This is a genomic window from Bradyrhizobium sp. RD5-C2 (assembly GCF_019972155.1).
In the GTDB taxonomy this organism is placed as follows: Bacteria; Pseudomonadota; Alphaproteobacteria; order Rhizobiales; family Xanthobacteraceae; genus Bradyrhizobium.
Map to the genome: position 1 here is coordinate 530 of NZ_BOVL01000022.1, position 19,111 is coordinate 19,640.

General features: G+C 65.0%; 17 protein-coding genes. 8 read left to right on the forward strand and 9 right to left on the reverse strand.

The features are described 5' to 3' along the window. The 5 genes from BraRD5C2_RS28835 to BraRD5C2_RS28855 form a co-directional block, all read left to right on the forward strand. On the forward strand, window positions 1–901 hold a 901-nt coding region (locus tag BraRD5C2_RS28835; RefSeq protein WP_223974445.1), incomplete at its 5' end, for a response regulator. Between the two features lie 22 nt (window positions 902–923). Continuing rightward, entirely contained in the window at window positions 924–1,397 is a 474-nt protein-coding gene (locus BraRD5C2_RS28840; RefSeq protein ID WP_223974446.1) for a chemotaxis protein CheW, read from the forward strand. Between the two features lie 43 nt (window positions 1,398–1,440). Beyond that, window positions 1,441–1,830 (forward strand): response regulator, encoded by a 390-nt coding sequence (locus tag BraRD5C2_RS28845; RefSeq protein WP_223974447.1) that lies wholly within the window; start codon window positions 1,441–1,443, stop codon window positions 1,828–1,830. 35 nt (window positions 1,831–1,865) lie between these two features. Then, entirely contained in the window at window positions 1,866–2,723 is an 858-nt protein-coding gene (locus BraRD5C2_RS28850) for a CheR family methyltransferase (protein ID WP_223974449.1), read from the forward strand. A gap of 3 nt (window positions 2,724–2,726) precedes the next feature. Continuing rightward, window positions 2,727–3,044: a PilZ domain-containing protein gene (locus tag BraRD5C2_RS28855; protein ID WP_223974450.1), complete on the forward strand. Its 318-nt coding sequence runs from the start codon at window positions 2,727–2,729 to the stop codon at window positions 3,042–3,044. Between the two features lie 174 nt (window positions 3,045–3,218). On the opposite strand, the gene BraRD5C2_RS28860 is transcribed toward BraRD5C2_RS28855, so the two are convergent. Next, the gene (locus BraRD5C2_RS28860; RefSeq protein ID WP_223974451.1) at window positions 3,219–3,521 is read right to left on the reverse strand and encodes a hypothetical protein; all 303 of its coding nucleotides are present in this window, start codon (window positions 3,519–3,521) and stop codon (window positions 3,219–3,221) included. A gap of 154 nt (window positions 3,522–3,675) precedes the next feature. Between BraRD5C2_RS28860 and BraRD5C2_RS28865 the strand changes: the two genes are divergently transcribed. From BraRD5C2_RS28865 to BraRD5C2_RS28875, 3 genes are all read left to right on the forward strand, one after another. Next, entirely contained in the window at window positions 3,676–4,308 is a 633-nt protein-coding gene (locus BraRD5C2_RS28865; RefSeq protein ID WP_092121810.1) for a response regulator transcription factor, read from the forward strand. 253 nt (window positions 4,309–4,561) lie between these two features. Beyond that, a complete protein-coding gene (araD, locus tag BraRD5C2_RS28870) occupies window positions 4,562–6,301 on the forward strand; it encodes an L-arabinonate dehydratase (protein WP_223974452.1) in 1,740 nt (579 codons plus the stop codon). Between the two features lie 132 nt (window positions 6,302–6,433). After that, on the forward strand, window positions 6,434–7,153 hold the full coding sequence (locus tag BraRD5C2_RS28875; RefSeq protein ID WP_092121813.1) for a ribonuclease activity regulator RraA: 720 nt from the start codon (window positions 6,434–6,436) through the stop codon (window positions 7,151–7,153). Window positions 7,154–7,360: 207 nt separating this feature from the next. Here the strand turns inward: BraRD5C2_RS28875 and BraRD5C2_RS28880 are convergent, their stop codons facing one another. From BraRD5C2_RS28880 to BraRD5C2_RS28915, 8 genes are all read right to left on the reverse strand, one after another. Then, window positions 7,361–9,469, reverse strand: coding sequence for a S9 family peptidase (locus BraRD5C2_RS28880; RefSeq protein WP_223974453.1), 2,109 nt, complete (start codon window positions 9,467–9,469; stop codon window positions 7,361–7,363). A gap of 168 nt (window positions 9,470–9,637) precedes the next feature. After that, window positions 9,638–11,353, reverse strand: coding sequence for an ABC transporter permease (locus tag BraRD5C2_RS28885; protein WP_223974454.1), 1,716 nt, complete (start codon window positions 11,351–11,353; stop codon window positions 9,638–9,640). Between the two features lie 163 nt (window positions 11,354–11,516). Continuing rightward, window positions 11,517–12,581, reverse strand: coding sequence for an ABC transporter substrate-binding protein (locus BraRD5C2_RS28890; RefSeq protein WP_223974456.1), 1,065 nt, complete (start codon window positions 12,579–12,581; stop codon window positions 11,517–11,519). 23 nt (window positions 12,582–12,604) lie between these two features. Next, window positions 12,605–13,657, reverse strand: a complete 1,053-nt coding sequence (locus BraRD5C2_RS28895) for an ABC transporter ATP-binding protein (protein ID WP_223974962.1) — start codon at window positions 13,655–13,657, stop codon at window positions 12,605–12,607. Window positions 13,658–13,919: 262 nt separating this feature from the next. Then, on the reverse strand, window positions 13,920–15,104 hold the full coding sequence (locus tag BraRD5C2_RS28900) for a pyridoxal-phosphate-dependent aminotransferase family protein (protein ID WP_223974457.1): 1,185 nt from the start codon (window positions 15,102–15,104) through the stop codon (window positions 13,920–13,922). Window positions 15,105–15,240: 136 nt separating this feature from the next. Beyond that, window positions 15,241–16,077 (reverse strand): LssY C-terminal domain-containing protein, encoded by an 837-nt coding sequence (locus BraRD5C2_RS28905; RefSeq protein ID WP_223974458.1) that lies wholly within the window; start codon window positions 16,075–16,077, stop codon window positions 15,241–15,243. 210 nt (window positions 16,078–16,287) lie between these two features. Then, window positions 16,288–17,013 (reverse strand): thermonuclease family protein, encoded by a 726-nt coding sequence (locus BraRD5C2_RS28910; protein ID WP_223974459.1) that lies wholly within the window; start codon window positions 17,011–17,013, stop codon window positions 16,288–16,290. Between the two features lie 264 nt (window positions 17,014–17,277). After that, window positions 17,278–19,005, reverse strand: coding sequence for a hypothetical protein (locus BraRD5C2_RS28915; protein ID WP_223974460.1), 1,728 nt, complete (start codon window positions 19,003–19,005; stop codon window positions 17,278–17,280). Between the last annotated feature and the right edge of the window lie 106 nt (window positions 19,006–19,111).

The following is a 19,111-nucleotide window of genomic DNA, read 5'->3' on the forward strand; positions in this document are numbered from 1 at the left end:
CCCCAACGGCATCGCAAAAGCGCTCGGCGCGTCCGGCTCCTCGGCCCATGACATGGCTGACGACAATGCCGCGGCGCATGCATCGAGCGGCGAGCAGCTCACCTCGCTGCTGGTGTTCCGCGCCGGCTCCTCGCAGCCCAAGGCGGTGCCGCTCGGCCTCGTCACTCGGCTCGAGGAGATCGCAACCGACAAGATCGAGCTCTCCAACGGCCGCTACATGGTGCAGTACCGCGAGCAGCTGATGCCGCTGGTGCAGATGATAGGCGTCGAGGTGCAGACCCAGGGCGCGCAGCCGATCCTGGTGTTCGCCGACGACGGCCGCTCGATGGGGCTCGTGGTCGACGAGATCATCGACATCGTCGAGGAGCGGCTCAACATCGAGGTCGCGGGCAGCCAGGACGGCATTCTGGGTTCGGCCGTGATCAAGGGCCAGGCCACCGAGGTGATCGATGTCGGCCACTTCCTGCCGATGGCGTTTGCCGACTGGTTCTCGCGCAAGGAGATGCGGCCGTCGGCCTCGGCGCAGTCGGTGCTGCTGGTCGACGATAGCGCGTTCTTCCGCAACATGCTGGCGCCGGTGCTCAAAGCCGCCGGCTACAAGGTGCGGACCGCGCCGAATGCGCAGGAAGGGCTCGCCGCACTGCGCTCGGGACAGGCCTTCGACGTCGTGCTGACCGACATCGAGATGCCCGAGATGAACGGTTTTGAGTTCGCCGAGAACATCCGCAGCGACCACAACCTCGTCGGGCTGCCAATCATCGCGCTGTCGGCGATGGTGTCGCCGGCGGCGATCGAGCGCGGCCGTCAGGCCGGCTTCCACGACTATGTCGCCAAGTTTGACCGTCCCGGGCTGATCGCGGCCCTGAAAGAGCAGACCGCCGAACTGCGCCGCGCCGCGTGACCGGATGCAAGGAAACGAATTGATGACCAGCAAGACCGAGACCAGTGAAGGCGCGATGGCCGAATACGTCACCGCGGTGATCGGCGGGCAGCTGTTCGGCCTGCCGATCTCGCGGGTGCAGGACGTGTTCATGCCGGAGCGGCTGACGCGGGTGCCGCTGGCCTCCAGCGAGATCGCCGGCGTGCTCAACCTGCGCGGCCGCATCGTCACCGTGGTCGACATGCGCGCCCGGCTCGGCCTGCCGAAGGCCGACGACGGCAAGCCGCCGATGGCGGTCGGCGTCGACCAGCGCGGCGAATCCTATGGCCTCTTGATCGACCAGATCGGCGAGGTCTTGCGGCTGTCCGACGACAGCCGCCAGGACAACCCGGTCAACCTCGATCCCCGCATGGCCCGGCTCGCCGGCGGCGTTCACCGCCTCGACGGACAGCTCATGGTCGTCCTCGATGTCGATCGCGTGCTCGAACTGGTGCCGAAAACACTCGCTGCAGCGTAACGCTCCGCCGCGGAGACGGCGGACTCTACAAGGAGGCCAACATATGAAGACATGTCTTGTCGTCGACGATTCCGGTGTGGTGCGAAAAATCGCACGCCGCATTCTCGAAGGAATGGAATTCACCGTCATCGAAGCCGAGGACGGCGCGGTCGCGCTCGAAGCCTGCAAGCAGGCGCTGCCGGACGCGGTGCTGCTCGACTGGAACATGCCGGTCATGGACGGCTTCGAATTCCTCGTGCAGCTCCGCCGCATGCCCGGCGGCGATGTGCCCAAGGTGGTGTTCTGCACCACCGAGAACGGCATCGACCACATCTCGCGGGCGCTGCATGCCGGCGCCAACGAGTACATCATGAAGCCGTTCGACAAGGACATCGTGATCGCGAAATTCCAGGAAGTGGGTCTGCTGACGCTCGATGCGCCGGCCGAAGCCTAATACCCAGTTTCAACCTTTGTCTTTGCGAGGCTCCCGTGACGCCCCCCGACTACGAGTATCTGCGTAAGCTCCTGAAGGACCATTCCGGTCTCGATCTGTCTGCGGACAAGCAATATCTGATCGAGAGCCGCCTGCTGCCGCTGGCCCGCAAATGCGGTCTGTCCGGTATCCCCGACCTGATCGCCAAGATCAAGGCCGGCTCGTCCACGCACACCGTCCAGGTGGTCGAGGCGATGACCACCAACGAGACGTTCTTCTTCCGCGACAAGGTGCCGTTCGATCATTTTCGCGACACCATCATGCCCGAGGTCCTGAAGGTGCGTGCCGCGCGCCGCAGCGTCCGGATCTGGTGCGCCGCCGGCTCGACCGGCCAGGAGCCCTATTCGCTGGCGATGTGCCTCAAGGAGATGGGCGCGGCGCTTGCCGGATGGCGGGTCGAGATCACCGCGACCGACCTGTCGCAGGAGGTGCTGGAGAAGTCGAAAGCCGGCATCTACAGCCAGTTCGAGGTGCAGCGCGGGCTGCCGATCCAGATGCTGGTGAAGTATTTCAAGCAGTCGGGCGAACTCTGGCAGATCAATCCCGAGTTGCGCGCGATGGTGCAGCACCGTCAGCTCAATCTGCTGCACGATTTCTCCCAGCTCGGCACGTTCGATGTGATCTTCTGCCGCAACGTGCTGATCTATTTCGATCAGGACACCAAGATCAACATCTTCAACCGGCTTGCCCGGTTGATGGAGGCCGACGGTTTCCTGGTGCTCGGCGCCGCCGAAACCGTGGTCGGCCTGACCGACACGTTCAAGCCGATTCCCGAGCGGCGGGGCCTGTACCGGCCGAGCGGAGTGCGGCCGGCGCTTGCGATACCGCGGACTGCCATGGCGGTCGGATATTGAGCGATGACGGAGGACGGCAAATCAATTGAGCGTGTCACGTTCAGCCGGGGCGTCGATGTCTGCATCATGGCCATCGACGGCACCTGGCGGCGCGACTGCCAGCTCAATGCCATCTCCGACAATGGCGCGGCGCTGACCGTCGAGGGTTCCATTCAGGGGCTCAACCTGAAGGAGTTCTTCCTCCTGCTGTCGTCGACCGGGCTCGCCTATCGCCGCTGCGAACTGGTCCGCGTCAACGGCACCGAAATGGACATCAGCTTCCTCAAGGGCAAGCCGAGCAAGCGGCGGTCGGGCTCCGACGAAGAGCGGGCCAGAGCCTGATATCAACAAGACCTGATATCAAGTAGGTCTGACGTGGAGAAGGCCTGACCCGGCTGGGCGGGCAATGCCTGCCGCCAATCCGAACATGGAACGGATCGTCGCCTCGAGGGTTGGGCCGCCGTCGGCACAATCTGCATGATGGGCGCCGAACTTGGCGCTGGCCGGTCCGGCTGGTCAGTTCAGGAAACGCGCCGGTGCCTCTGGGTCGCGCAGCCGATCGAGCGCCATGCCGAGGCCGGTGTCGCAGGCCTTCAGGGCCGTGGAGGCCACCGCGTAGCGCGGGGTGACGTCGTCAAGCACGAAGACGTTGGCGTCCTGCTCGGCCAGAAATGCCTCGCGCGCAATCGCCGCCTCGATCAGCCGCAGGCTCGCCTGGACATGGCCGATCAGCGCGACCAGGTCGGTCACGATCAGGCTGTAGGGATCGCTGCCCTCGTCCAGGCACACCGCAACGCCGTCCGCCGCTGCATTTTCCATGCATGTTTCTCCACTGCCCCCACTTTTAGGGATCGCGGTGCTACTTGTGCGTTAAGCGGACGTCCCGTACAAATACGGGTCCATTGATCGAGATGGTCGAGTTACGTCTTGTGCAGTCTTGGCAGCACGCTTCACCACTGATGGACGGATGCATATGGTTGAGAATGGCGCTCCTCGCGGGGAAATCTTTGTAGTCGACGACGACCCCGCCGTTCGCGAGACGCTTTCCGTGGTCCTGTCGACCGCTGGCTACAAGGTGATCTGCTTTGCGGACGGCGCCGCGCTGCTCGCGGTGGCGCGCAGCCGGACGCCGGCCTGCATCCTGCTCGACGTGCACATTCCCGGAAAATCCGGCCTCGATATCCTGAAGGAGCTGCACGGCGAGGATTATCCGGCACCGATTTTCATGATCTCCGGCCAAGGCGACATCACGATGGCGGTCAGCGCCATCAAGAACGGTGCGCTCGACTTCATCGAGAAGCCGTTCCGCGGCAACGAGATCGTCAGCCGCCTGAATGAGGCGATCGACGCCTACACCAGGCGCCAGGCCGAGACCTCGGCATCCCGCATCGCCGCGCTGCATTTTCCGGGGCGCGAGCCGCTCACTCGTCGCGAGCGCGAAGTGCTCGAGCAGTTCACCGCGGGCGCCTCCAACAAGGAGGCCGGGCGTCATCTCGGGATCAGCCCGCGTACGATCGAGGATCACCGCGCCAACATCATGAAGAAGCTCGGCGCGCGCAATGCCGCCGACCTCGTCCGCATCGTGATGACGGCGCAGCAGAAGTAAGCCAAGGTCGGCCAAGGCCGGTTGGCGCGCAGATTTCCACGTTGCGCCGTTTGTGCACCGCACGCTCAGCTTGTGGTGCGGGCCAGTACCGATTTGCGAAACAGGTGCGGGCGGTGAACGGCACGTCTGCGCCGCGCGCGGGACGACACGTCCGGAAATCCTGTATATGCGTGGCGCTGGGCGTGCGCGCTGAGACAGCGCGCGTGCGAGCAATATCGAAACACGCAATATCGAAGCATATGGCGCATCCAAGATGACCAAGAAGAACAAGACCCCGGATCAATTGCGCAGTGCGCGCTGGTTTGCGCCCGACGATTTGCGCGCCTTCGGCCACAGATCGCGCGCGATGCAGATGGGCTACGCGCCGGAGGAGTGGCGCGACCGGCCGGTGATCGCGATCATCAACACCTGGTCGGACGCGCAGCCCTGCCACATGCACTTCAAGAGCCGGGTCGATGACGTGAAGCGCGGCGTGCTGATGGCCGGCGGCTTTCCGCTCGAGCTGCCGGCGCTGTCGCTGTCCGAATCGCTGCTGAAGCCGACCACGATGCTCTACCGAAACATGCTGGCGATGGACGCCGAGGAGCTGTTGCGCGGCCATCCGGTCGACGGCGTGGTGCTGATGGGCGGCTGCGACAAGACCACGCCCGGGCTGCTGCTCGGGGCCACCAGCATGAACCTGCCGGCGATCTATCTGCCGGCCGGGCCGATGCTGCGCGGCAACTGGAAGGGCAAGACGCTCGGCTCCGGCTCGGATGCCTGGAAATACTGGGACGAGCGCCGCGCCGGCAAGATCTCCGACAAGGACTGGGTCGACATGGAGGCCGGCATCGCCCGCAGCTATGGCACCTGCATGACCATGGGCACGGCCTCGACCATGACCGCGATCGCCGAAGCCATCGGCATGACGCTGCCCGGCGCATCGTCGATCCCCGCGGCCGACGCCAACCATATCCGGATGAGCTCGGAAGCCGGCCGCCGCATCGTCGAGATGGTGTGGGAGGATCTCACCCCGCAGAAGATCCAGACGCGACAAGCGTTCGAGAACGCGATCACGGTCGCGATGGCGATGGGCTGTTCGACCAACGCCATTATTCATCTCATTGCGCAGGCGCGCCGCGCCGGCCAGGACATTTCGCTCGACGATTTCGAGATCGCGAGCCGCAAGGTGCCTGTCATCGCCAATGTGCGGCCGAGCGGCGACCTCTATCTGATGGAAGATTTCTTCTATGCCGGCGGGTTGCCCGGCCTGATGAACCGGATCAAGCAGCATCTGCATCTCGACTGCATGACCGTGTCAGGCAAGACGCTCGGCGAGAACATCGAAGGCGCGGAGGTCCACAACGACGACGTCATCCGCACCGTCGAAAACCCGATCTACAAGGAGGGCGCGCTGGCGGTGCTGAAAGGCAATCTCGCGCCCGACGGCTGCGTCATCAAGCCGAGCGCCTGCGATCCGCGCTTCCTCAAGCACACCGGACCTGCGCTGGTGTTCGACGACTATCCCTCGATGAAGAAGGCGGTCGACGACCCCGATCTCGACGTCACGGCCGATCATGTGTTGATCCTGCGCAATGCCGGCCCGCAGGGTGGCCCCGGCATGCCGGAATGGGGCATGCTGCCGATCCCGACCAAGCTCGTGAAGCAGGGCGTGCGGGACATGGTGCGGCTGTCGGACGCGCGGATGAGCGGCACCAGCTACGGCGCCTGCATCCTGCACGTCTCGCCGGAATCCTTCATCGGAGGCCCGCTGGCGCTGGTGAGGAACGGCGACCGCATCACGCTCGACGTCGCCGCGCGCACCATCAATCTCGATGTGTCCGAGGCGGAGCTCGCCAAACGCCGTGCCGAATGGAAGCAGCCGGAAAAGCGCTTCGAGCGCGGCTATGGCTGGATGTTCTCGAAGCACATCAAGCAGGCCAATGAGGGCTGCGACTTCGATTTCCTCGAGACCGGTTTTGGTAAACCGGTGGGCGAGCCGTCGATTTACTAACCTCCGTCATTCCGGGGCGCGCGAAGCGCGAGCCCGGAATCCATTTCGCCTCGATCTATGCGGCCCGATGGATTCCGGGCCTGGCCCTGCGGGCCATCCCGGAATGACGAAAGAACAGAGAGCAAGCAAGTCATGTCCAAACTGAGCGACACCACCCGCAACAAGCTGAAATCCGTCTCCACCGCGACGGTTGCGACCGCGCTGTTCAAGCGCGGCTTGCGCATCCAGATGATCCAGGATGTTCACCCGTTAAGCCCGGATCAACCGACCATGGTCGGCGAGGCTTTCACGCTGCGTTACATGCCGGCGCGCGAGGACCTCAACACGATCGAGGTGTTCCGCGATCGCGCGCATCCGCAGCGCAAGGCGATCGAGGATTGCCCTCCCGGCAGCGTGCTGGTCATGGACAGCCGCAAGGATGCGCGCGCGGCGTCGGCCGGCGCGATCCTGGTGACCCGGCTGATGAAGCGCGGCTGCGCCGGCGTCGTTACCGACGGCGGCTTCCGCGATTCCGCCGAGATCGCGCGGCTCGGCTTCCCGGCGTTTCATCATCGCCCGAGCGCGCCGACCAATCTGACGCTGCATCAGGCGATCGAGATCAACGTTCCGATCGGTTGCGGCGACGCGCCGGTGTTTCCCGGCGACGTGATCCTCGGTGACAGCGATGGCGTCATCGTGATCCCGGCGCATCTCGCCGACGAGATCGCGAACGAGACCTTCGAGATGACCGCGTTCGAGGATTTCGTAACCGAGCAGGTCCAGAACGGCCGCGGCATCTTCGGCCTCTATCCCGCGACCGACGAGCAGACGCTGAAGGATTTTGCAGCGTGGCGGAAGGCGAAGGGGCGGTAGCTCCACCGCCGTCGTCTGGATGAGTGACCGCCACGCATTCAGCCGTCGTCCCGGCGAAGGCCGGGACCCATAACCACAGGGAGGGGTTTGGCGAAGATTAGCAGTGCCGTGGTACTGCGACTTCCTTGCTCGATAGATCACGCGGTATGGGTCCCGGCCTTCGCCGGGACGACGATGGGGAGCTGACCGCGGAAGCCAACCGGCACATTACACTTCCGCCTTGTCCGCCATCCCCACCGCCCACAGCGCAAACGCGTAGACGATTGCGACCTCATCAAGCCGGTTGAAGCGGCCGGAGGCGCCGCCGTGGCCGGCGCCCATGTTGGTGCGCAGCAGCACCGGGCCGCCGCCGCGCATCGTGGCGCGCAACCGCGCGATCCATTTCGCCGGCTCCCAATAGGTGACGCGCGGATCGGTCAAGCCACCCATCGCGAGGATCGCCGGATAGTCCTTGGCCGCGACATTGTCGTAAGGCGAATAGGACAGGATAGTGCGGAAATCCTTTTCGCTCTCGATCGGGTTGCCCCATTCCGGCCATTCCGGCGGCGTCAGCGGCAGCGTGTCGTCGAGCATGGTGTTGAGCACGTCGACGAACGGCACTTCGGCAACGATGCCGGCGAACAGTTCGCCGGCGCGGTTGGCGACCGCGCCCATCAGCATGCCGCCGGCGGAGCCGCCATGGCCGACGATGCGTTTTGCACCCGTGTATTTCGCCTCGATCAAAGCGCTTCCGGCGGCGGCGAAATCGTCGAACGTGTTCGTCTTCTTCTCGCGCTTGCCGTCGAGATACCAGCCCCAGCCCTTGTCGGCGCCGCCGCGGATATGCGCGATCGCATAGACGAAGCCGCGGTCGACCAGCGACAGCCGGTTAGCGGCAAACGACGCCGGCATCGCCATGCCGTAGGAGCCGTAGCCATAGAGCAAGAGCGGCGCGTTGCCGTCACGGACAAAGTCCTTGCGGTGCAGGATCGAGACCGGCACCTGCGCGCCGTCATGCGAGGTCGCCATGATGCGCGTGGTGACGTAGTCGGCGGGGTTATGGCCGGACGGAATCTCCTGCCGCTTGCGCAATACCCGCGTCCGCGTCGCCATATCGTAGTCATAGACCTCCGACGGCGTCGTCATCGACGAATAGGCAAACCGTAAATTGGTGGTGTCGAATTCGTAGCCGCCCATGGTGTCGAGCGAATAGGCCGCCTCGTCGAACGCGATCGCGTGCTCCTCGCCGCTCTTGAGGTCGCGGATGATGATTGCCGGCAGCGCGTTGGCGCGCTCCAGCCGCACCATGTGGCCGGCATAGAGTTCGACGTCGAGCACATAGACGCCCTCGCGATACGGGATCAGGTCGCGCCAGTTGGCGCGCTCGGGCGCGGCGAGCGGCGCGGTGACGACCTTGAAGTCGATCGCGTCGTCGGCATTGGTCAGGATGAAGAGTTCGTCGCCGCGGTCGGCGATCGAATATTGCACGCCTTCCTCGCGCGCCGCGACCAGCCGCGGCGGCGCGTCGGGATTGGCAAGATCGATCAGCCGCTGCTCCGAGGTCTCGTGGTCGCCGCCGGCAATCACGCAGAAACGCCCGCTCGCACTCTCGTGCAGATGGGTGAACCAGCCGGAATCCTGCTCCTCATAGATCAGGGTGTCGTCGGCCTGCCTGGTGCCGAGCCTGTGTCGCCACACCTGCATCGGGCGGTGATTGTCGTCGAGCTTGACGTAGAAGAAACTCCTGGAATCCGCGGCCCAGACCACGCCGCCATCGGTTTCCTCGACGAGGTCGTCGAGATCGCCGCCGGTTGCCCAGTCGCGCACGCGAATCGAGAAATATTCAGAGCCCTTGGTGTCGGCGCTCCAGGCGTGCAGCCGGTGGTCGTTGGAATGCCGGCTGCCGCCGAACTTGAAATATTCGTGGTCGTTGGCCAGCGCGTCGCCATCGAGCAGGATGTGCGCATCGCCGCCGTCGCGCGGCATGCGGCAGTACAGCTCGTGCTGGCCGCCCTCGCGGAACTTGCGGAAATAGGCGAACGGGCCGTCCGGCGACGGCACGCTGGAATCATCCTCCTTGATCCGCCCGCGCATCTCCTTGACCAGCCGCTTCTGCAAGCCGTCGGTGTGGCCGAGCAGGCTTTCGGTGTAGCCGTTCTCGGCTTCGAGATAGCTGCGGATGTCAGGATCGAGGATCGCAGGATCGCGCAGCACGTCCTGCCATTTCGGATCCTTGATCCAGGCATAGTCGTCCGTCACCGTGATGCCGTGGGTGGTGAAGGAATGCGGCCGGCGCGGCGCGACAGGGGGCGATGTTGTGGTGGCGGATTTGGTCACGCGATCCTCATGGTGCGGGGTTCCGCTTTATATCGGGATGAATGTGGCGATTGCCAGATGGGATGGGGCGTCATTGCGAGCGCAGCGAAGCAATCCATCTCTCGCCGACGGGATAGGATGGATTGCTTCGTCGCTTCGCTCCTCGCAATGACGGGGAGAAAACAGCGCTTACCCGTTCCGCAGCTTCGCGCCGGCGTTGCCGCCGGACATCGGGATCTGGTTCACCGCCAGCACCACGGCGAATGTGATCCCCAGCATCGCGATGCCGAGTACCGCGATCGCGGCGAGATCGCCCCCTTCGTTGAGGTCGTAGATCAGGACCGATAGCACCTTGGTCTGCGAGGTGAACAGCACGATCGCGGCCGACAGTTCCCGCATCACGCCGATGAAGATGAAGCACCAGGTCGCGATCACCCCGGTGCGCAGCAGGGGGGCGGTGATCTGGCGCAGCGCCTGCAGCCGCGTCGCGCCGAGGATGCGGCTGGCTTCCTCGAGCTCGGGATGAATGGTCGTGAACGCCGCCTGCAGCTGCTGATAGGCCGACGGCAGATTGATGGTGAGGAACGCCAGCAGCAGGATCCACAGCGTGCCGTACAGCACGAAGGGCGGCCGCGTGTAGCTTAAGAACAGGCCGACGCCGAGCACGATGCCGGGAACGGCGACCGGCGCGGTGGCAAGGAAACCGAGCACGCGATGGCCCGCGATCACCTTGCGCGTCGTGACATAGGCGATGACGAGCGCGAGCATGGTGCCGATCGTCGCGGTCGCGGCGCCCAGGATCACGGTGTTCTTCAGCGCAAGTTGCGTCGACGACAGCTCGGTGAACACGAAGACGATGTTGTGCAAGGTCAGCGTCGACGGCGTCACCAGCGTGGTGGCGTTGGGCGATAACGCGGCGTTGAGCAGCGCGAGGTAAGGCAGGAATACGGGATTGAGCAGGACCAAAAGGCAGAAGCCGAGCGCGGCCCAGCGCCAGCCGCGCAACTCGACCCGGCGCGGCGCGCCATATTTGCCGCCGATCACCGAATAGCCGCGGCGGCCAAGCAGCGCCTTCTGTCCCTGCAGCAGCAGGATGGTCAACGCCAGCAGCGGCACCGCAGCGGCCGCCGCCAGCTCGAGCTTCGGCGGATACTGGAACAGGCTCCAGATCTTGGTCGTCATGGTGTGAAAGCCGGCCGGCAGTGCCAGGATCGCCGGCGAGCCGAACAGCGTCATCGCTTGCAGGAACGCGATCAGCGCGCCAGCGACCAGCGCGGGCAGCGCGAGCGGGATCGTCACCCGCCGCGCCGTGGTCCAGGCATTGCCGCCGAGGATCGCGGAGGCGTCTTCCAGCTCGCCCGGCATGGTGTCGAGCGCATTGGCCACCAGCACGAACACGAACGGGAAGGTGTAGCAGGAGATCACGAAGACGATCCCGGTCATCGAATAGATGTTGAACAGCGCGTCGGCATCTTCGCCTGCGAACAGCCGGTAGAGCTGGTTGAGCAGCCCCGAATTCGGTGCCGCAAGCAACTCCCAGGCGACCGCGCCGAGGAACGGCGGCGTCACGAACGAGGCCGTCACCAGCGCGCGGATGGTCTGCCGGCCCGGCATGTCGGTGCGCGACACCAGCCAGCTGAGCGGCGCCGCGACGATGCAGCAGATCAGCGCCGAGGTCGTCGCGATGATCGCGGTGGTCAGCAGGGGATCGAGGAAATCCGGATTGCTGAACAGCGTGACGAAGTTTTGCAGCGTCGGATGGCGATTTTTGTCGGTGAAGGCGTAGACCGCGAGCCACGACAGCGGCAGCAGGATGAGGAGGATGAGAACCGCGGCGAACAGCCACAGGACCGGGCGCGTCCAGTCGATGCGGGGGCGGCCGACGGGGGAGGTGGTGGTTGTCATTTGAAGACTCTCTCCCCGTCATTCGCGGTGCGCAATTGCGCACCTGGGGGCATCGCGAAGCGATGAGCCCGGAATCCGTACTCACGATCGTGGTTATGGATTCCGGGCTCGCGCTGCGCGCGCCCCGGAATGACGATGGTGGATGTGGCGATGCAGCGCATGCTCACACCCGAAACAGCCGCGCATAGCGCGTCTTGATCTCTTCGGTCATCGCCTCCACCCCCGCCGGATCCTCCTTCATCAGCTTGATGTCGGAGAGCTTGCGCCGGCCGGTCTTCGGCTGCACCTGCGCATGCACCGAATACTGCCCGGTGAAGTCGACGAAGAACTGCTGGGTCTCGCGGGTGTGCAGCCAGGCCTGGAACAGTTTTGCGGCGTTCGGATGCGGCGCACCGGCGAAGATACCGGTCGGTCCCGAGATCGTCGGCGTGCCCTCGGTCGGGTAGACCGGCTCGACCGGCTGCCCGGCCTCCTTCAGGAGCACGATGCCGTATTCATTGCCGTCGGCCATCACGGCGCGCTCGCCGAGCGAGAGCTTCTTCGGTGGGTCGGTCGAGGACTGCACCTGCATCACGCGCTGCTTCGACAGCTTCTCCAGGTAGGGCCAGCCGAGCTCGCGCACGATCTGAAACGTCGTGGTCATGATGGTGCCGCTATAGGCCGGATGGCCCTTCACCATCTTGCCCATCCACTTTGGATCGAGCAGGTCGGCAAAGCTTTTCGGCGCATCCTCCGCTTTCACCAGTTTGGTGTTGTAGGCGATCGACGACAGCCACAGCCGCGTGGTCGCGGCCATGCCGTCCGGATCGCGATATCCATCGGGAAAGTGCCTGGCGACGTCCTCCGGCACGAACGGCATCAGCCAGCCGTTCTTCTTCCATGGGATGAAGTGCGAGGCATCGGCGCTGTTGACGACATCGGCCGCATGGATGTTGGAATCGAATTCCTGCGCCACGCGCTGGAACAGCCGTTCCGAGCCTGAGCGCTCGATCTGCACGCTGATGCCGGGATAGGCCACCTCGAACGCCTTGCCGAGCTTTTCGCCGACCGGCAGGTCCATCGACGAATAGAACACGAGCTTGCCTTCTTTGGTCGCGGCCGCCACCAGGTCGGGCGTGATCGCGGTCGGCTCGGGCGCGGCGGCGCGTGCCGGTGACGCGAATATCTTGCCAAGCGCAAGCGCCGCAGAGCCCTTCAGGACGTGGCGTCTGGAGATTTGTTTCCGCATCGCGTCCCTCCGTTTCTTGTTCGTTATCGACTGAGCGCCCGGCAGCATTCCGCCGGAAGTGTCAGCCAGACCGCGCTGCCCTTCTCGACCGCGGTCTCCGTCGGCGTGGTCACCCGCAGCGAGGTGCCGTCAGAGGTTTCCACCATGTAGTCGCGGTTCATGCCGAGATAGACCTGCCGCGTTACGATGGCCTTGAGCGTGTTCTGCGCCATAGCGGGCGCTTGCGTCGAGAGCTGGATTTCATGCTGGCGGATCGCGACCGGCGCGCTCTGGCCGGCCGTGAGCCTGGCGCCGACCACTGCGAGAACAGCGCCGGCGAATTCGACGTGGGTCGCATCGCGCGCGGTACCCTTGATCACGTTGGCCGCGCCGATGAAGCGCGCGACGAACTCGGATTCCGGCCGCGCATAGATGTCCTCAGGACTGCCGAGCTGGTCGATCTTGCCGGCATTCATCACCGCGATCAGGTCGGCGGTGGTCATCGCCTCGGATTGATCGTGGGTGACGTAGACCGTGGTGTAGCGATATTCGTCGTGCAGGCGGCGGATCTCGAACCGCATCTCCTCGCGCAGATTGGCGTCGAGATTGGACAGCGGCTCGTCGAGCAGCAGCGTCTCGGGGCCGACGATCAGCGCGCGCGCCAGCGCGACGCGCTGCTGCTGGCCGCCGGAGAGCTCGCCCGGATAGCGCTGCGCCAGCGGCTCCAGCTTGGTGGTCGCCAGAATCGCGGCGAGCTTTTTCGCGATGGTGTCGCGATCCATTTTGCGCAGGCGCAGGCCATAGACGATGTTCTCGGCCACCGTCATGTGCGGCCACAGCGCGTAGCTCTGGAAGATCATCGACATGTTGCGCTGCTCGGGCGGCAGCGTGCGCGCCTTCGACGACACGACACGGTCGCCGACGCGGATCTCGCCGCCGGACGGTTCGAGGAACCCGGCGATCAGCCGTAGCGTCGTGGTCTTGCCGCAACCGGACGGCCCGAGCAGGCAGACCAGCTGGCCGTGGTCGATTGTGAGCGAGACGTCATCAACCGCGACAAACGATCCAAACCGCTTGACCAGGCCACGCAGTTCCACCGATGCCAAGCGATCCCTCCATCTTGTTCTGTTGCAGGGATCCGTGCCCGGCTGTTGCCGGCAGTAAAGCGGAAAACGATGACGACGAAAAGTGTTGAGGCCCCGTCATAAAGTCGAGGGAGCTCTTCGCTCCATTATCCCAAAATGAGCAATCGCTGCAGCCGTCATTGCGAGGAGCGATAGCGACGAAGCAATCCATAGCTCCACTTATCCGGAGCCATGGATTGCTTCGCTTCGCTCGCAATGACGTGGAGGCGTCGCATTACGCCTTCACGTTCTCGCCGAGCCACTGGATCGCGGCGTCGGCGCCGGCTTTGCCGTGCGGGATGTTCAGCGCGGTGAGCGCGACCTCGACGACGCCGAGCGTGCCGAGGATCATCGGCGCGTTGACGTGGCCCATATGCGCGATGCGGAATGCCTGGCCCTGCAAATCGCCGATGCCGGTGCCGAGCACCACGCCGCATTTCTCCTTGGCATAGCGCTGGATCGCGGCGGGATCGGCGCCCTTCACGGTCACGGTGGTCACCGTGTTGGAGCGCTCGGCTGGTTCAGCAATGTTGAAGCCGAGCACCTGGCCCTCGCCCCAGACGGCGACGGCGCGGCGCACCGCTTCGCCGAGCAGGCGATGCCGCTCGAAGGCATTCTCCAGGCCCTCGGCGTGCAGCATGTTGATCGCCTCGCGCAGCGCGAACAGCAGATGCACCGGCGCGGTGCCGGCATATTTGCGGTAGTGCTCGGAGCCCTCGCGCTCGGTCCAGTCCCAATACGGCGTGCGCAGGTCGGCCTTCTTGTGTGCATCCCAGGCGCGGTCATTGGCGGCGACGAAGCCGAGGCCGGGCGGCGTCATCAGGCCCTTCTGCGAACCGGACATCGCGACGTCGACATACCATTTGTCCATCTCGAACGGCATGCAGCCGAGCGAGGCGACGGTGTCGACCATGAACAGCGCGGGATGGCCCGCGGCCTTGATCGCCTTGCCGATCGCCTCGATGTCGTTATAGGCGCCCGACGCGGTGTCGACCTGCACGGCGAGGATCGCCTTGATCTTGTGTTCCTTGTCGCGGCGCAGCCGCTCCTCGACCTCTGCCGGGCGGATTGCGCGGCGCCAGTCGCCCTTCAGCACCTCGACATCGGCGCCCATCGCGGCCGCCGCCTGGCCCCAGCCGATCGCAAAGCGCCCGCTCTCCAGCACCAGCACCTTGTCGCCGCGCGACAGCACGTTGGAGAGCGTCGCCTCCCAGGCGCCGTGGCCGTTGGCGATGTAGATGTAGGACTTGCCCATGGTGGCGAACAGCTTCGAGAGATCGCGCAGCAGGCTTTCGGTCAGTTCGAGCATCTCGGCGGAGTAGATATCGAGCGCCGGGCGATGCATCGCCTGCAGCACCTGATCGGGCATCGTGGTGGGCCCGGGGATGGCCAGAAATTCCCGGCCCGCGCGAACGGTCATCGTCCTGTTCCTTTTGGGTAAAGCTACGCAAATCATGCGTCTGAGGGGTCAAGGGTGGAGGATATGCCATCGTGGCCGCGATTGCGAGCAGGTCCAAGCAATCCAGCGTTTCCAAAAGCGCGGGACACAGCCGGCCTTATTTGTCTTTGTCGATGGTCTCGACCACGGAACGCCAGATCTGGTCCTTGAACTGGGTCGCGGCAGGGCTTGGAATCTGCTCGACGCTGCCGTCGTTCTTGCGGCAGGCCTCGACCAGCCGCACCACCCAGATTTCACCGTCGGTGTAATAGAGGTCGCCGCCGCCATTATGCCCGTCAAAGGTCGGGCCGATGCCGGTGACCTGGTATTTCGCGGTGACCATGCCGGCGGATTCGAGGTCGGTCGCAAGCAGCGCGCGCTCGGCATCGAGATCGGCCGCGATATGATGCGTCACCGCGCCGGTGTAGCTGCTGATGCCGACACTGCGGTCGAGCGTCGCGGCGCCGAGCCACACCGGGCGCTTTTCCTCGCCCTGATCGAGCACCCGCCAGAAACGGACATGATTGCGGCGATCCGCGCTTGCGCCGACCGGCCGCTCGAAGGCGAGGTCTTCGCGGCGGCCGAGATAGAACAGGTTGCTCACCGGCGCATCCTTGTAGGGACGGTCGAGCAGCACCGAGCCTACGATTTCGATCGAGGATTTCAGCGTGACTGGGTCGGCCGGGAACCAGCCGGCCTCATGCATCGCGCAGACCACGTCCTTGGTGTCGCCGATCAGCCCGACATTCATGGGGTCACCGGGAATGCCCTGCGCGGTCCGGGTCACCATCGGCAGATTGGCGAGGCCCTTCTGGTGCTCGTAGTGCGTCCACAGCGCCGGCAGCACCAGATAGGCCACGATCAGATAGGTGACCAGGACGAACAGCAACAGCTGCAGATAGCGCACGCGTTTGCGACGGCGCGCCGCAGGCGGGATGATTTCGACGTCAGTCATGCCGCGGTCCTTCACCTCTCCCGCTCGCGGGGGAGGTCGGATTGCATCGAAGATGCAATCCGGGTGGGGGCTCTCTCCTCATAACGAGCATCGCAAGCAGTGACACCCCCACCCCAGCCCTCCCCCGCAAGCGGGAGAGGGGGCGTGCTGCCGACGCCGCTACGTTTGAGTCTCATTCCATCGAACTATGTCGAGTATCAGTCGTGCCGCTTAACGCCGCGTCTCGCGGCAGCCGGCGGCCTCGGCTTCCTCGACCGAGCAGAACCAGCGTGTGCCCTTTGATATCTTCATCTCGATCTTGGCGTACCAGCGGCTGGTCGGCTGGTGGAAGATGCATTCGCCGGAGCGGTTGACGTTGCCCTTGATGGTGCAGTCGGGCGAGGGCGCCACCGGGCCGGAGGCCGAGGCGAGCAGGATCGCGTTGGCGCCTTCCGGCGGCTTCACGGTGCCGAGCACGGTGGTCTTCTTGTTGCGCACGCGCCAGTCCCACGGCGCGATGAATGCGCCCTGCCACATCCCGGCCTTGGCCTCGCGCGCCGCTTTCTCGTCCGGCTCGTAGTCATGCGAGATGCGGGTATAGGCCAGCGCCCAGCCATTGCTGACCATCCACTTCTGGATGTCCTCGCCGTCGACCTCGCAGCGCGCAATGGTGCGGCCGCGGCGATCGACCGAGCGGGCGTGGCAGGTCCAGCTCTTGTGGCCCGCATACTTGATCAGCTCGTCGCGCGCGGCAATGCCGCAGGTCCAGCGCTCACCCTTGGTGTTGAGGCAGAGCTGGTCGGTCGACGGCGCGTCGATGCCGCCGAGCCGGATCTTGACGCTGCCGATCATGAGCTGGTCGCCGTCGCGGATCTTCGGCACGCCGGTGATGTCGGCGGCGACAGCCAGCGTCGGCAGCGACAGCAGCAGGCCAGCAGTGAGCAGCGTCTTGAGCATTGGCATTCCCGGCCAGGTTTTCGTTCAGCGTTTAAGGTCCAAAGGATCGGCAAGGCAAAGGATCGTCAAGGATTGTGCGAGCAATTGGGCAACCCTGCCAGTGGTGTCGTGTTTCCGCCAGTTTCAACTTCGCGTCATCCCCGTGCGTCTGCGCCATTTGCCCCTTGAGGTCCGTAGCCCGGATGGAGCGAAGCGCAATCCGGGACAGTGTTTCCGTTGAAAGATGGTCCCCGGATTTCGCTGCGCTCCATCCGGGCTACGCGACTACACCGCAACCATTCGCTTCCTGGCCAGCGCGAGGGCCATCAGCACGAAGGCCGACGTCACCTCGGGCCCGCCGACCAGGATCCGCGTCGGGGTCTTCATCTTATTCCATTCATAGGCCCTGTAAGGCCCCTTGCGGCCGCCCTCGCCGAGGCCTTGCACGATGCAGTGCAGCGCCGGCGTGAAGCTCGAAACCTCGGCGCCAAGATGGGCCAGCGCCATCAGCGCTAGCGCCGCGTCGAACGGGTTCATCTCATGCGCGATCAGCTCGCTTTGGACATAGCCGAGCACGCGGGCGCGGATCAGCGCGAACACATTGCCGGGATCGATGACGCGCTGCGCCGGCAGCGGCAGCGCGATGAAGGCGGCGTAGCAGCGGCCGAAATAGGCCGAATAGAGCTCCGGCAAATAATAGATATGCGAGCGCGGATTCCTGAACGCGCCGCTTTCGACCAGATTCTTCTGGAACGCGATGATGCGATGCACCGTCTCCAGCCGCTGCGGCGTCTCGACGATTTGCCAGCGGGCGAGGTTGCGAAACGAGACCTCGAGGATGTCGAGGTTCAGCGTCGGATCGAGGTCGTTGCCATAGGGCCGCTCGCCCCTGAGATTATCGATCCAGGTGACGACGCCGCCTTCGTAATCGATATTATCGTTGAGCGGCACGGTGACGCGCGGCTCGTTGGCGCCTGATCGCACCTGGTAGCCGCGGTAGAAATCCAGCAGCGGCTGCTTGAGGATCGGATCGTCGGAGCCGGCTTGTGTGGCGGCCGAGAACGAACACGCCGTGGTGTCGCAGTCGGGCACATAGACGCCGAAGCCGAGGTCCTGCTTGATCTGGGCGAAGAAGCGCGAGAAGCGCGGATGCCGCCCCGGCGCCAGCGCGGTGATCACCTTTACGACCGAGCCGTCATGCGACGGCACCTCCTCGGCGCTGGTCTTCAGGCAGAAGTCCACCATCTCGGCGATCGCGCGCCGCGCCGCGCCGGCCTCATCCGATGACGCGAGCCCGGTCTCGACAAAACTCAGCAGGGCCTCGGTGAAGAAGGCGTCGTAATAGGCCGAGCGGTGGCGGATCTGCACCGGCTCCCACATCGGCTCGGCGATGCCGCGCCATGGCGGGTTGATCAGCGTGCGCGCCGGCGAATGCGCGATGAAGATCCGCGCCAGGCTGAACAGCAAGGTCGAGTTCTTGTAGCCGCGCGCATTCAGCCCGGTCAGCGCCATCAGCATCTCGCGCCCGCTGATGTCGGGGTCGCCAATCAGGTTGAAGGCAGCATAGGTCGGGATGAAGCCGTTTTTGGTGAACGAACCGAGCAGATGCGCGCCGGTTACGCGGATCACGCGGTCGATCTCGGCCATCGCGGGCGAGTGGTGAGGGACGGCCGCGGCCGGCGGGGCGGGGTGGCGCACGGCGATGCCGTCCATCAGGTCGGCGACCGGGGCGCCGATCGCGGCCCAGTCCGGCGCCGCGGCGTCGCGCGCCTGGACCAGCGCCGCGCGCAGGCTCGCCAGGCGGTCGGGGTCGTTGAGGGCGGGCAGGCCGGTGCGGCGGAGCAGCGCGCGCAGCGGCGGATTGCCGAGCGCGGTCCGGTAGAATTTTCCGAGATGGACGTCGCCGCCGCAATAGGCCTGCAGCACGGGGTCGCAGACGTCGTAAAGCGACGGGCCGTCCTTCCTGGCGGTCAGCGCCCGGCACACCGTCCCGGCGATTTCGTGAAGGCCCAAGTAGCTCAAAGCGTGCCTTTCTCAAGGAACCGGTTAACGCCGCCGCCGCGGCGGTGTTTCCCCCGGTCCTCCCCCAAACTCGCAAGCCTTTGGAAAGCTACATGAA

Bases quoted from the DNA above. Each gene is read 5' to 3' on its own strand.
- BraRD5C2_RS28865 (WP_092121810.1), top strand. From the start codon at position 3,676: ATGGTTGAGAATGGCGCTCCTCGCGGGGAAATCTTTGTAGTCGACGAC.
- BraRD5C2_RS28890 (WP_223974456.1), bottom strand. From the start codon at position 12,581: ATGCGGAAACAAATCTCCAGACGCCACGTCCTGAAGGGCTCTGCGGCG.
- BraRD5C2_RS28860 (WP_223974451.1), bottom strand. From the start codon at position 3,521: ATGGAAAATGCAGCGGCGGACGGCGTTGCGGTGTGCCTGGACGAGGGC.
- BraRD5C2_RS28855 (WP_223974450.1), top strand. From the start codon at position 2,727: ATGACGGAGGACGGCAAATCAATTGAGCGTGTCACGTTCAGCCGGGGC.
- BraRD5C2_RS28910 (WP_223974459.1), bottom strand. From the start codon at position 17,013: ATGCTCAAGACGCTGCTCACTGCTGGCCTGCTGCTGTCGCTGCCGACG.
- BraRD5C2_RS28845 (WP_223974447.1), top strand. From the start codon at position 1,441: ATGAAGACATGTCTTGTCGTCGACGATTCCGGTGTGGTGCGAAAAATC.
- BraRD5C2_RS28900 (WP_223974457.1), bottom strand. From the start codon at position 15,104: ATGACCGTTCGCGCGGGCCGGGAATTTCTGGCCATCCCCGGGCCCACC.
- BraRD5C2_RS28840 (WP_223974446.1), top strand. From the start codon at position 924: ATGACCAGCAAGACCGAGACCAGTGAAGGCGCGATGGCCGAATACGTC.
- BraRD5C2_RS28885 (WP_223974454.1), bottom strand. From the start codon at position 11,353: ATGACAACCACCACCTCCCCCGTCGGCCGCCCCCGCATCGACTGGACG.
- BraRD5C2_RS28905 (WP_223974458.1), bottom strand. From the start codon at position 16,077: ATGACTGACGTCGAAATCATCCCGCCTGCGGCGCGCCGTCGCAAACGC.
- BraRD5C2_RS28875 (WP_092121813.1), top strand. From the start codon at position 6,434: ATGTCCAAACTGAGCGACACCACCCGCAACAAGCTGAAATCCGTCTCC.
- araD (WP_223974452.1), top strand. From the start codon at position 4,562: ATGACCAAGAAGAACAAGACCCCGGATCAATTGCGCAGTGCGCGCTGG.